The sequence below is a fragment of the Phormidium sp. CCY1219 genome (assembly GCF_035615515.1).
Taxonomy (GTDB): Bacteria; Cyanobacteriota; Cyanobacteriia; order Cyanobacteriales; family Laspinemataceae; genus CCY1219.
The window spans coordinates 48,193-62,189 of record NZ_JAJENT010000584.1; the positions used below are offsets into that span (position 1 = coordinate 48,193).

A 13,997-nucleotide genomic window follows, 5' to 3' on the forward strand; every position below is an offset into this window, starting at 1 on the left:
AACAATGGTAGAGTTGAATGGCGATCGCAATCTCAGCGCCCCCCTGCTGGTCGTAGAAGACAGCGACGAAGATTTTACGGCTTTAACCCGGGTCCTCAACAGTTGCGGATTTACCGGGGAGATTTATCGAACCAGCGATGGGGATGAAGCGTTAGATTTTCTCTACCATGAAGGAGAATACGAAAATCAGGCCAACGCTCCCCGTCCGGCGTTAGTGCTAATCGACTTGAATTTGCCCGGAATCGATGGACGAGAGGTGATTGAGGAAGTCAAGCAACATGAGGAACTGAAAACTATTCCGATGGTAGTGCTGACCACTTCTTCGAGTCCGAAAGATATCGAAACTTGCTACAGATATGGGGCGAATAGTTATATGCTCAAACCCATCGGCACCCAGGCATTAAAACAATCGATTCAGTGTTTGATGGATTACTGGTTGAAAACGGCAATTTTACCAAATGGGGTGCAGAAATGACCGAGGCGACGCGCAGCATTTTGCTTGTGGATGATTCTCCCGAAGACCGGGAAATGTATCGACGGTATTTGCTCAGAGATGACCGATATAATTATCGCATTTTAGAGTGCGAGTTGGGGGAAGAGGCGCTAGAATTATGCGCCGCACAGATGCCCGATGGGATTGTCCTGGACTTCAGGTTACCGGATATCGATGGGGTGGAAGTCATCGAAGAATTAAAAGCGCAAACCGGCGAAAGGGAACTGCCGGTGGTGATGCTAACCGGGCAAGGAGATGAAGCGATCGCCGTGCAGGTGATGAAAAGCGGTGCCCAAGATTATTTAGTGAAAGGAACCCTCACGCCGGAGAATTTGCGGCGGGCCATTCACGGTGCCGTCGATCGCACGCGCCTGAAGCGACTACTGCAAAAACAGCAAGAAAAACTGCGGTTAATCGGCGCGATCGCCCTGCGGATTCGCTCCTCATTGAATCTTAACGAAATTCTGCAAAATAGCGTCACCGAAGTGCGGGACATTTTAGCCTGCGATCGGGTGGTGGTTTATCAGTTTAACCCCGATCTGAGCGGCACCATCGTTGCCGAATCCGTGGAGGCGGGCTATTCCTCAGCAATCCATTGCCAAATTAAAGACACTTGCTTTCAAACTGGAGCGGGAGCGTCTTATCGCCAGGGAAAAAAGCAGGCCATTTCTAACATTTACGAGGCGGGATTGACCGAGTGCCACATTGAATTGCTCGAACGATTTCAAATCAAAGCCAATCTGGTAGTGCCGATTTTAATTCTTGCCGATGTCACTGCATCCACCCCACAGCTTTGGGGATTGCTAATTGCCCATCAATGTCGAGACTTTCGCCAGTGGGAAGCGGAAGAATTGGACTTGCTCGATGAATTGGCGGTGCAAATTGCGATCGCCATTCAACAAGGGGAACTGTTCGAGCGATCGCAAACCGAAATCGCCCAGCGCCAGCAAACCGAAACCCAATTGCGACAGGCGCAACAGGACCTTTTCCAGGTCAACGAAGCGTTAGAAAATCGCGTGGAAGAGCGCACCCAGCAATTGCAACGCGCCACCGAAAACCTCCGCTTTCATATAGAAAATTCTCCCCTGGCGGTTATCGAATTGGATCGGGACGGTAGAATCGAGCGATGGTCGGAACAAGCAGAACTGATGTTTGGTTGGAGTGCTGCTGAAGTGGTGGGCAAAACCCCCTGGGACATTCCCCTGATTTACCCAGAAGATGTAGAACAGGTCAATACCAATATAGCCACACTACTCAATCGAGAAATCCCCCGACTGGTTCACCACCACCGCAATCGCAAAAAAACCGGAGAAGTGATTCATTGCGAGTGGTACGTCTCTGCTTTGTTCGACCCGCAAGGGAATTTAATTTCGATTTTATGCCAAGCTCAGGATATCACAAATCGCCTACGACTGGAAGCGAAAATCCGCGAGAGCGAGCGAAAATTTCGCGGAATTTTCAATCAATCCTTTCAATTTGTGGGATTGCTGCACCCGGATGGTACGGTAATCGAAGCCAACCAAACCGCTTTAGACTTTGCCGGGATTGCCCTGTCCGATGTAGTGGGTCGGCCATTTTGGACAACCCGATGGTGGCAAATTAACCCAGAAACCCAAGCGCAATTAAAAGCGGCGATCGCCCGAGCGGCTCGGGGAGAAACGGTCAATTATGAAGTGGATGTCATCGGAAAAAACGATAAAATAATCGCCCTGGATTTTTCCCTAAAACCGATAAAAGATGAGTCGGGTAAATTGGTATTATTAATTCCGGAAGGTCGGGATATAACCGAGCGCCAACAGGCCGAAAGTGCCCTGCGCGAAAGCGAAAGACAACTACAGGCGATTCTAGATAATTCCACTGCCGTAGTGTATCTTAAAGATATGGACGGGCGATTTTTGAAGGTAAATCGAGAGTTTTTGAACCTGTGTGAGAAGCGCGAAGCCGAGGTAATTGGGAAAACCGATTACGAGCTTTTTTCCCGGGAAATCGCCAATGCATTTCGAGACAATGACGGCAAAGTATTGCAAGCGCGCAAACCCTTGCGATTTGAAGAACAGGCTTCCCATGCCGATGGCAGGATTCATACGTATATGTCCGTGAAGTCGGTACTCTACAACGATCGCGGCATTCCCTATGGCATTTGCGGGTTGTCCACAGATATTACCGAAGCCAAACAAGCCGAAGAGGCATTGCGCCGCAGCGAAGAACGATTTCGCTTGTTGGTGAATCAAGTGCCGGTGGGGATTTTTCAAACCAACGCCGAAGGCGAATGCGTGTTTGTCAATTCCCGGTTGGTGGATATGATGGGAGTTTCCGCCGCAGCAGTGATGGGGCGGGAGTGGGAGAAGATCCTGCATCCGGACGATCGCGATCGCGTCATGGCTGAGTGGTTCGCCACCTTCGCCATCAGCGGGGAATTTGCCACAGAATATCGCTTAGCGAGACCGAGCGGGACAATTGTGTGGGTAGTGGCCTCTGCGGTGCCCCAGCGCGATGGTGCCGGGGTGGTAACGGGCTATTTCGGCACGATCGCCGACATCAGCGATCGCAAAGCCGCCGAAAAAGAACTGCAAGAGGGGGAACTCGCCCTGCGCTCTTTGTATAAAGTCGCTTCCTCTAGCTCCCTCACTTTCGAGCAGCGCCTGCAACGACTGTTGGCGATGGGACGGCGGCACTTCGAGCGCGAAATTGGCATGTTAGCCCGCATCCAGGGAGACAGTTACGAGGCGATCGCCGTGCAAGCAAGTCAGGACTTTCCCTTGCCCCTGCAAGCCGGAACCCGGTTTCAAGTCGCAGCGGATTTGGATGGCGAAACCCTTCTCACAGTGCCCGCCACTGCCATAGAAATCCAGTCTGATGCCGTTCTCTCCGATAGCACAACCCCTGACAATCCACCCACCACAACAATTAAAATCAAAGGGGACATGAATGCCAGGGCGAGGGTCGCTGGTGAAGAACGGGCGATTTTGAGCTTTTTCAGCCTGGAAGACAAACCCCCGCCGTCCCGGCGAGATATCCAACTGTTAAAATTAATGGCACAGTGGGTCAATAACGAACTAGACCGCAGCCACGCCAAAACCGCCCTCGAAAATCAGATGAAACGAGTGTTGCTGCTGGAGAAAATTAGCCGCAAAATTCGCTCCAGTTTGGATATACAGCATGTTTTTACCACCGCAGCCAAACAACTTGGCGAAGCGTTTAATGCAAGTCGCTGTCACATTCACTGGTATCAAGAACATCCTCACCCAATCCTGCCAGTAGTAGCAGAATATTTAGCGCCGGGATGGGATTCCACGAGGGATTTTGTCGTTCCCGTGGAAGGAAACGTTCATGCAGAAAAACTGTTAGCCCAGGATGCAGCGATCGCCTCCGATAATGTGTATGCCGATCCGCTGTTAAAAGCAATGGAACCGATTTGCCAAAAGGTAGGTTTGCACTCCATACTAGCGGTGCGAACTTCATACAAAAATCAGCCCAATGGCGCGATCGCCTTGCAACAGTGCGGAGAATTTCGCCACTGGACGGTGGATGAAATCGAACTGCTCGAAGCAGTAGCCGATCGCCTGGGAATTGCGATCGCTCAAGCCAAACTTTTAGAACAAGAAAAACAATTTAGCCAAGAACTTGCCCAGCAAAATGCTGCCCTAGAAAAAGCCCGCCAACAAGCCGAAGTCGCCAACCAAGCGAAAAGCCAATTTTTGGCCAATATGAGCCACGAATTGCGAACCCCGCTCAATGCCATTCTCGGCTTTACGCAAATCCTGCTGCGCGACGCTACCCTGTCCGCAGAACAGGACGAAACCCTAAAAATTATCAATCGCAGCGGCGAACATTTGCTCTCCTTAATTAATGACGTGTTGAATATGTCAAAAATTGAGGCAGGACGAGTGACGCTCAACGAAACTAACTTTGATTTGCATCATCTGCTCGACTCGATTGAAGATATGCTGAAAATCAAAGCCGCTGGGAAAGGATTGCAATTGATTTGCGATCGCGCTCCCGAGGTCCCGCAATACGTGAAAACCGACGAAAGCAAACTGCGCCAAGTGCTGATTAATCTGCTGAGCAACGGGATTAAATTTACCGAAAGCGGCGGCGTTAGCCTGCGAGTCGGCGTGGTAGAATGGCCGAGGGAAACTGCAGATTTGGAACCGACTTCTGCCACTGTGGGTTCGCAAAATCACTCGGGTTTTTCATCGCCTTCCCAGTATCGGTTGCGGTTTGAAATCTCCGATACCGGTCCGGGAATTGCCCCGGCAGAGATTAACAGTTTGTTCGAGCAATTCGTGCAAACTGAAAGCGGTCGCCAATCTCAAGAAGGTACCGGATTGGGGTTGCCCATCAGCCACGAATTTGTGGCATTAATGGGAGGAGAAATTCAGGTGAGGAGTACCCTGGGAGCGGGCAGTACCTTTACCTTTGATATCTCGGTTGAGCAAGTTTGCGGGGGGGATATCCTCGGGAAAACTCCCCCCAAGCGAGTGACAGCCCTGGCCCCGGAAAGCAGGGGGTATCGCATTTTAGTGGTGGAAGATAACCCCGAAAGTCGCGAATTGCTGGTAAAGTTATTGCAGTCGGTGGGCTTCCAGGTACGCGATGCGGCAAATGGTCAAGAAGCGATCGCAATTTGGGACAGGTGGTCCCCCCATTTGATTTGGATGGATATGCGGATGCCCGTGATGAACGGCTATCAAGCCACTCAAGCCATTAAAGCCAGCACCAAAGGTCAGGCAACCACCATCGTCGCCTTAACCGCCAGCGCGTTTGAAGAAGAACGGGCACTGATTTTGTCTGCCGGCTGCGATGACTTTCTGCGAAAGCCATTCCGAGAAGCGGATTTGTTTGAAAAGATGGCAGAACATCTCGGCGTGCGGTATATCTATGAGGAGGAGGATTTATCGGCGTTATCCGAGTCCCAGGCGATGCCTGTAGACTTAAACCGGGAGGCGATCGCGCTCATGCCCGAGGAATGGATCGCTCGGGTTTACGACGCCGCGTTTCGCGTCGATGAAGATCGCATTTTGGAATTGCTCGAAGAAATTCCCGAATCCCAGTCTGCTTTAGCCGCCGCTTTAGCAGATTTAGCCAACAATTTTCGTCTGGATAAAATTATTGAATTAACTCAACCGGAAACACCATGAATGGCAACCTAGAATCTAACTCCGTAACTGCCAATATTTTAGTCGTCGATGACAAACCGGATAACCTGCGGTTGCTTTCTGCCCTGTTGGGCGATCGCGGTTACAAAGTCCGACGGGCGATTAACGGCCAACTGGCATTAAATGCCGCATTTGCCGAACCGCCCGACCTGATTTTGCTCGACATTATGATGCCAGAAATGAATGGCTATGAAGTCTGCCAGCAGCTCAAATCCGACCCGCGCACTAACCCCGTGCCGGTGATTTTTCTCAGCGCGTTAGATGATGCATTTGATAAAGTGAAAGCCTTTGAAGTGGGCGGAGTAGACTATATCACCAAACCCTTTCAATTTCCCGAAGTTCTCGCCCGGGTGGAAAATCACTTGAACCTGCGACAACTACAGCAGCAAACTGAGGAGCAAAAGGAACAATTAGAATCCCTCAATCGCGATTTGGAAGCTAAGGTAGAAGCGCGCACTGCAGAACTCAAACGCAAAAATGCGGCGTTACTCCAGTTAGAGGTGCAGTTGCGCGACGCACTCGCCCAAGAAAAAGAACTCAGCGATATGAAAACGCGAATTATTACCACGATTTCCCACGAGTATCGCACCCCTTTAACTACCATTGCTTCTTCCGCCGAACTGCTAGAAGCCTATCGCCATAAATGGGACGAACAAAAGCAGCTCAAGCATTTTAATCGGATTCAAAGCGCCATCAAGCACATGACCAACTTAGTGGAAGAGGTGCTGTTTATCAATCGCGCTGAATCGGAAAAGCTCGACTTTTATCCGGTGGATTTGAACTTGGAGAAGTTCTGTAGCGAAATTGTCGAAGAAATTCAACAACCGAATCGCGAGAAATATCAAGTCAAGTTTATGCCGGATGCAGGAGAGGTCAATGCCCAATTCGATGCCAAACTCCTGCGGCAAATTCTGACGAACTTGCTGTCGAATGCAATTAAATATTCTCCCGAAGGGGGTGTGGTGGAATTGCACCTCTCTCGCGACCCCGAACAGGTGGTTTTCCAAGTCCGAGATGAAGGCATCGGCATTCCTCCAGAAGACCAAGAAAAGTTGTTTCAGTCTTTCAGTCGCGCCAGTAATGTGGCCACGATTCAGGGCACCGGTTTGGGACTGTCAATCGTGCAAAAATGCGTGGAGTTACATGGAGGAAAAATTTCTGTGGACAGTCAACTGGGGGTGGGAACGACTTTCACCGTCTGCTTGCCGGTGAGTTAAATTGGTCATTGGTCATTGGTCAATTGTTATTGGTCAATTGTTATTGGTCAATTGTTATTGGTCAATTGTTATTGGGGTTTTGGGATAGGTTAAGTCCGATAAAGGATTGTGGTTTGGAGGGGGAGGGAAGTGCTGCGTTCTGATGTCTGAAGGATAAAGTAAGTCGATAAAATGGGAATCAGAGAATTGGGCGAGAAGCGATCGATTTTTTTTTAACCCCCAATGCTGTTGACATGGGGGAGAAAACAGGGTACAAAACTAACAACAGGAGGCAACGAACGTGAGCGATCGCGAATTTCAAGCCCTATCCACGCAACGCAATGCCAATCGGGCGATCGTGCTCGGGCAAATTATCGAGTCGGAATGGTATCGCATCCTGCGAGAATTGGATGGACTCGATGTGGACGCCGGGGAAGTGGCAAAAGCTGCCAGGTTAATCGGGCAATATGAGATATTAGATAAGTTAATGGCAGCATTATCGGAAGGAAGTTTGGCATCAGATTATGAAATCGAAGCCCAATGGCGTTCCGAACTCATCGAACGAGTGGTGGAAGCATTTGAACTGAATGCCAAAACCACATCCGAACCGCGACGCTATCGCAGTTTGGCGCAACAGGTAGCGGAAGCTTGTGGTTTAGAGGCGATCGAAGAATAAGGTGAGTGGGGTCATTGGTCGATGACCAATGACCGATGACTAGCGATCGGTAGCACACCAATGGCCTAAAGGTTCCACTGTGGCGCGATCGAGTAATTGTGCAATTTGCTCTGCAGCACATCCATATTGAGACGATAATAATCGCTCAGCTTCCTCGGTTGCTGCTGCAGCAGAAACCCCAAAGGTCATAATTTCTTCATTTTGATTACCCGTGAGGCTTTCAATGGGAACAATGCAGCTATATTGCGGTTCGTTTCGTCTGACCTCTTGCACCATGTTTGTCTCCTCAATTCACGTAGAGTTTTCAGGCATTTTAACACAGAAAAATTCCCACCTCCTCCCGCTTCCCCCGAGATTAAAAGAATCGGAAAGCCGATAAAGTGAAAACAACCGGATTTCCGAGTAGCGGAGAGAAGCGCCGAAAAATCATTCGGTGGGCGCGCCTTCTCCCACGGGATTTTCTGCTTCATTTACCTCGATTTCTGACTCGGATTCAGCGGAAGTTTCCGGATCGGTTTGCGCCTCGGTTTCTGAATTAGCGGAAGTTTCCTCATCAGTTTGCGCCTCGGTTTCTGTCGCGGCGGAAGCGTCTTCCTCGGTGTCCGCTTCTGCTTCTTCCACCTCGGGTTCGGGGTCTTCTAATTCGATATCCAGTTTAGCCAATTCTGACTCAGAGAGTCGATCGCGCAACAACTCAGCCACCCGTTGGCGCACTTCCTGATGGCGTTCTACCCCTTCATAGGTCAATCGATTGTAACCGCCGCCTTCGATGAGGGTTTCGAGATAGGTAATCCGCTCTTTTGTGGGGGGGTGAGAGGACATAAACTTCCAAAAGGAACTGCCTTCCCCATACTCTTGTTTCAGCTTCACCATCAGATTTCGCAACCCATCCGCCGCATAGCCCGCCGAAGTGAGCAATCGAGTACCGAGAACGTCTGCTTGTCGTTCCATATCGCGGCTGTAATCGAGAACTAGCAGATTGGTTAACGTGCCGCCAAAGGGAAAATAGCGCGTCATGCTGCCCAGCAAGTTACCGTGAGTCACCATTTGGAAGCCGTGAGAGAGAACGGTGTGAGCCAGTTCGTGGGTAATCAAGCCGGCTAATTCGGCTTCCGAGTCGGAATGCAATATGGCACCGGCATTCACGAATATTTTGCCTCCGGGAAGGGCAAACGCATTCAGGTTTTTATCTTTGATGACGTAGAATTCGTATTCAAAATCATCGCGCCCCGTGACTTTGGCCAGTTTGTGACCCATTTCTCGCACGTAGCTGAGGACTTCTTCATCTTCCACCATTTCCAGGTGTTCGATCGCGTCATTGGCCACACTTTCGCCGATATCCGATTCCCCCCGGGCCAGCATGACCAAGGTTTCCACCGCCGACAGCGCGCCGAGGGGATTGCCAGTGAGTGCCACACCGATCGCCCCGGTGACCACATTGCCGATCGCATTGCCGGCAATTAACTCCCGAATGTGCGAGCGGAATTTCCCGAAGTTATCGTCGGCTAATTGCAAAAACTCCTCAGACTCCGGATGTTCCGGGTTGAGTACCGCAAATTGTCGCGCTGCGATCGAGGCTTCCAGCCATTGTTCCGTATTTGCCAGGGCGGAAACTTTGGCGCGGATGAGTTCGGGGCGATCGGGATACAAGGTGGTTGCCCGTTCTAGCACTTCCACCGCTTTTTCCGGTTCTTCATACTTTGTATGGGCTTGTGCGAGTAACAGATGACCGGGAATGAATTCCGGTGATTCTTCCACCAGGAACTCTAAGGGTACGAAAATCCCCGATTCGAGATTTTTTTCCCATCCCGCTTGGGCTTCGCGCCAGTAAACTTGCCCCGCCGGGGAGAGTTGTTCGCTCTGTGTGGTGGCGTCTGGAAGGCTGGCGATCGCATCGTGTTCTCCCGTTTCGGAAAAAGACGGTTTCACCTCGCGATACAAGGCTTCCGCCGCCGCAATGTCTCCCGCGATATACAGTTCGTCTGCTTGTGCGAGTACCTCCAGCCGATGCCGTCTTTGTGCTAGCCGTTCCGCTTCTTCTGGATCCGTCGCCGCTTCGGTATCCTCTGACTCCCTGTCTTCTGCTGACTCGTTCTCTGCTGACTCCCTGTCTTCTGCTGACTCGCTATCTGCATCACTGGCTGACGTCGGGTCCTCCTGAGCTTCGGAATTGTCCGCTTCGGGGGTATCCGCCTCACTGGGTAAGGTGGAACGAGTGTCGGTTTGGGTCAGCAAGGGGTCTTCGGTGACGGAAACCTCCGCCAGCGCTGGGGTTGTCGCCGGAAACAACAGGCTGAGGCTAATGAGTAAGGCATTCCAAATCGGTTTCATAGCAGCAGTTTTCCTTTATAATTTTTGCTGAAAATATTTCACCCGGTTTGGGGGTTTTAGTGGCTGACTCTTTCTATTGTAGATTTTTCAGGCTAAATCGTGGGTGTCGCCACAGGGATTTTTCCCCACCTCCTCCATAAATGGGCAAAATTCCCCTGCTGAAAGCCGCATTTGGCCTTTTTTCTCCCCTAAAAACATCACCTCCACCCCCAGGTTGCCCCGCTTTTTGTATCTGACCCAAGGATTCTCCCACCGCTTCGGCGCTTTAGCGCCAAAATCTGCGGCGTTTAGTGATTCCCGGGCTGAGCGGTTCTGCCATTTTCTATGTTTGCGTTACTCATTGGTTCGTATTTTTCCCGATCCAAAATTTTGGCGCTTTTGACACGCAATTTACTCATTGTCCGCAGGGGCATTGCCTTGTGATTATATTTCCTCATCAGGTTTATTCTGGCTACAGGGTCGCGGTCAAATTGAAGAAATATTTCGGAAAAAGTTCTTGACTTTTCTGCCAGTTTGGGGTATTCTTTTATTGTGGGAATCTGTGCCGCCATATATATAAGCCTTTTGGGAGCCTGCAGGGAAAATCGCCGGAAATTTTCCCCGCTTACTGGCTGCGATCGTCCATCCCCTCGGTTTCAATCCCTGAAAGGGATTAGGAGAAATTGAGACAATGCTTCAGCCAGGGGAGATGCAGCTTCAATTCCTGTTTCAATCCCTGAAAGGGATTAGGAGAAATTGAGACGGCGGCGCAGAGTCTAGCGGCGGCAATCAGGGCTCAGAGTTTCAATCCCTGAAAGGGATTAGGAGAAATTGAGACGGCAGGGCGATCGCCACTGGTGGCTCGGCAAGTTATTAGTTTCAATCCCTGAAAGGGATTAGGAGAAATTGAGACAAATAGCTTGTCGAGAATTGAAGCAAAATAGCGATGTTTCAATCCCTGAAAGGGATTAGGAGAAATTGAGACCGGTCGAGATAAGTCGCCCAGCAATTGACTTATCCTTGTTTCAATCCCTGAAAGGGATTAGGAGAAATTGAGACAAATACGGCACTATGCCGGCATTGCATTGGCCGAGTTTCAATCCCTGAAAGGGATTAGGAGAAATTGAGACTTAAAAAGGCAAAAACTATTGCAGTAGAGCTGCAAGAGTTTCGTATCGTTTCAATCCCTGAAAGGGATTAGGAGAAATTGAGACTACCAAAAAATGTGGCAGTCCGAATTGGTAAGCTGTTTCAATCCCTGAAAGGGATTAGGAGAAATTGAGACGTAATTGTGGAATTCCCTCCCTCCGGGCTTTTGGTTCGTTTCAATCCCTGAAAGGGATTAGGAGAAATTGAGACCCTCGAGTCTTTTTGTAAGCTGTACAAAATAGTAGCGTTTCAATCCCTGAAAGGGATTAGGAGAAATTGAGACGCGGTCTGGCCGGAAAGTCTGCCGCGAACGCGCTAACCTGTTTCAATCCCTGAAAGGGATTAGGAGAAATTGAGACTTGCTGCCGCCGCTTCGCACTGCTTAGAGGAGGGGTTGTTTCAATCCCTGAAAGGGATTAGGAGAAATTGAGACGAGACAACCCCGATTTGATAGCCCAGTACCTCAAAGTTTCAATCCCTGAAAGGGATTAGGAGAAATTGAGACGCTTGGTTTGCTGTTGAGGCAAGCGGCAGAAATTGAGGTTTCAATCCCTGAAAGGGATTAGGAGAAATTGAGACCGCATTTGCAAAGCACTGTGGAAAATACATAAACAGTTTCAATCCCTGAAAGGGATTAGGAGAAATTGAGACCGGTCCTTCCGATTTGATGGATCGCTACGAAATCAAAAAAGTTTCAATCCCTGAAAGGGATTAGGAGAAATTGAGACCCTAATGGCGCTGTCAAAATAAACGGAAAATATTTGTTTCAATCCCTGAAAGGGATTAGGAGAAATTGAGACCTGCTGTCCCCTATCTTCTGGATTGAATTGAGATGGTTTCAATCCCTGAAAGGGATTAGGAGAAATTGAGACACCCCCGCCACCGCTGCAGCAAGCCGGGGATTAGTTTCAATCCCTGAAAGGGATTAGGAGAAATTGAGACCAGGGAATTTCCAAATCCTCGCCCATGGAAAGGGAAAGTTTCAATCCCTGAAAGGGATTAGGAGAAATTGAGACCCGCGACCGCACCCGCGACCGCGCGACCGCACACACGTTTCAATCCCTGAAAGGGATTAGGAGAAATTGAGACTAGCGGGGAAGGAAACCCACAAGCCACCGGGAACCGGTTTCAATCCCTGAAAGGGATTAGGAGAAATTGAGACCTTCACGTAGAATTTTCCCCAGTTTGAGGTATGAGTTTCAATCCCTGAAAGGGATTAGGAGAAATTGAGACTTTTTGGTAATAGCAAAGACTACTACAAAGCAATAGAAGTTTCAATCCCTGAAAGGGATTAGGAGAAATTGAGACTCGGATTCGGATTACGCTCGAATTTTTAAATGCCTGTTTCAATCCCTGAAAGGGATTAGGAGAAATTGAGACCTCTCAACTCGCCTCAGTTTTTTGCGCTTGTTTCAATCCCTGAAAGGGATTAGGAGAAATTGAGACACTTAAGTGGCTATTCGCCACTTCCTGGCTGCTTTCGTTTCAATCCCTGAAAGGGATTAGGAGAAATTGAGACTCGGGGGTGGGTGGGTGGGCGCCCGCCGGCGAAGCGGTTTCAATCCCTGAAAGGGATTAGGAGAAATTGAGACACGGTGTACCTCGTTTTCTTCCATTATAGCAGGTCGTTTCAATCCCTGAAAGGGATTAGGAGAAATTGAGACAGGAAAGAAAAATGACGAGACTAGAAGTTTTTGGAAAGTTTCAATCCCTGAAAGGGATTAGGAGAAATTGAGACTTTTCTCTTTTTTCCCCCCTTGCTATTCCGCGTAGTTTCAATCCCTGAAAGGGATTAGGAGAAATTGAGACAATCTACCGAGCCTCAGTTTCAAATGGAGGAGGAAAAGTTTCAATCCCTGAAAGGGATTAGGAGAAATTGAGACCATCCCACCGTTGTCCGATGACGAATGGGACGACGTTTCAATCCCTGAAAGGGATTAGGAGAAATTGAGACCGAGCGCCGCAGCGCGGAGCACGCGAAGCGAAAAGTTTCAATCCCTGAAAGGGATTAGGAGAAATTGAGACAGAGAGCGCTGGCAATTGCCAAGCAGTTAGGGTTTGTTTCAATCCCTGAAAGGGATTAGGAGAAATTGAGACTATTGGGGTCCAGGACCATGCGGGCAATATCTCTCTCGTTTCAATCCCTGAAAGGGATTAGGAGAAATTGAGACTGATGATCCGACGCTGTAAGGGTTGCTCTCGGGGAATGTTTCAATCCCTGAAAGGGATTAGGAGAAATTGAGACCCCTTGACTGCCGGGGGCGTCCTCCCCAATAGCGCGTTTCAATCCCTGAAAGGGATTAGGAGAAATTGAGACCCTGTCTTCCCCGGGCGATCGCGCTTCTGTGTTGGTTTCAATCCCTGAAAGGGATTAGGAGAAATTGAGACTCGGACGGCTTTCGGTGGGAATGCGATCGGGCAGTGTTTCAATCCCTGAAAGGGATTAGGAGAAATTGAGACCCATCACCTCAAATCTGCCGCCCATCTCAGCAATCGTTTCAATCCCTGAAAGGGATTAGGAGAAATTGAGACGTGATTAATCCCGGTTGCGATTTAGCCGCGTTAGTTTCAATCCCTGAAAGGGATTAGGAGAAATTGAGACCAGTTGCAATGCGAGGCTCAGGAACTATCTCTAAATAGTTTCAATCCCTGAAAGGGATTAGGAGAAATTGAGACGCGACACCTTCCTCCGTTGCGTCTAAGCAATATAGTTTCAATCCCTGAAAGGGATTAGGAGAAATTGAGACAAGGCTGGGTTAAGGCGTATACGGCCTTATTAGGTTTCAATCCCTGAAAGGGATTAGGAGAAATTGAGACTTTTTTCGCCCTTCTAGCTCCGTGTCCAAGAGCCGTTTCAATCCCTGAAAGGGATTAGGAGAAATTGAGACTGATGGACGTAAGTTCTCACCCAATGCATATCTAAAGTTTCAATCCCTGAAAGGGATTAGGAGAAATTGAGACATGAATTTCGCTCAGATTACACGGATGGAGGGGATGTTTCAATCCCTGAAAGG

The 13,997-nt window shown here is 49.4% G+C and carries 6 protein-coding genes and 1 CRISPR repeat array (1 of these 7 running past the window's edge); of the genes, 4 read left to right on the top strand and 2 right to left on the bottom strand.

Going from position 1 to position 13,997, the window contains the following annotated elements; genetic code table 11:
- Positions 1-4: 4 nt before the first annotated feature.
- The 4 genes from LKK83_RS16445 (at position 5) to LKK83_RS16460 (ending at position 7,524) form a co-directional block, all read left to right on the top strand.
- Positions 5-475 carry a response regulator gene (locus LKK83_RS16445; RefSeq protein WP_324632312.1) on the top strand — a complete coding sequence of 157 codons (471 nt, stop codon included), beginning with the start codon at positions 5-7 and terminating at the stop codon, positions 473-475.
- Positions 418-5,634, top strand: a complete 5,217-nt coding sequence (locus tag LKK83_RS16450; protein ID WP_324632313.1) for a PAS domain S-box protein — start codon at positions 418-420, stop codon at positions 5,632-5,634. The genes LKK83_RS16445 and LKK83_RS16450 overlap by 58 nt, the downstream gene beginning before the upstream one ends.
- Positions 5,631-6,869, top strand: a complete 1,239-nt coding sequence (locus LKK83_RS16455; RefSeq protein WP_324632314.1) for a hybrid sensor histidine kinase/response regulator — start codon at positions 5,631-5,633, stop codon at positions 6,867-6,869. Before LKK83_RS16450 ends, LKK83_RS16455 begins: the two co-directional genes overlap by 4 nt.
- 280 nt (positions 6,870-7,149) lie before the next feature.
- Positions 7,150-7,524: a hypothetical protein gene (locus tag LKK83_RS16460; RefSeq protein WP_324632315.1), complete on the top strand. Its 375-nt coding sequence runs from the start codon at positions 7,150-7,152 to the stop codon at positions 7,522-7,524.
- Positions 7,525-7,563: 39 nt separating this feature from the next.
- On the opposite strand, the gene LKK83_RS16465 is transcribed toward LKK83_RS16460, so the two are convergent.
- Both LKK83_RS16465 and LKK83_RS16470 read right to left on the bottom strand, forming a co-directional pair.
- A complete protein-coding gene (locus tag LKK83_RS16465; RefSeq protein ID WP_324632316.1) occupies positions 7,564-7,800 on the bottom strand; it encodes a hypothetical protein in 237 nt (78 codons plus the stop codon).
- Between the two features lie 150 nt (positions 7,801-7,950).
- A complete protein-coding gene (locus LKK83_RS16470) occupies positions 7,951-9,855 on the bottom strand; it encodes a M48 family metalloprotease (RefSeq protein WP_324632317.1) in 1,905 nt (634 codons plus the stop codon).
- 632 nt (positions 9,856-10,487) lie between these two features.
- Positions 10,488-13,997: direct repeats of the CRISPR family, unit length 37 nt; unit sequence GTTTCAATCCCTGAAAGGGATTAGGAGAAATTGAGAC; it runs 1,191 nt beyond the window's last position.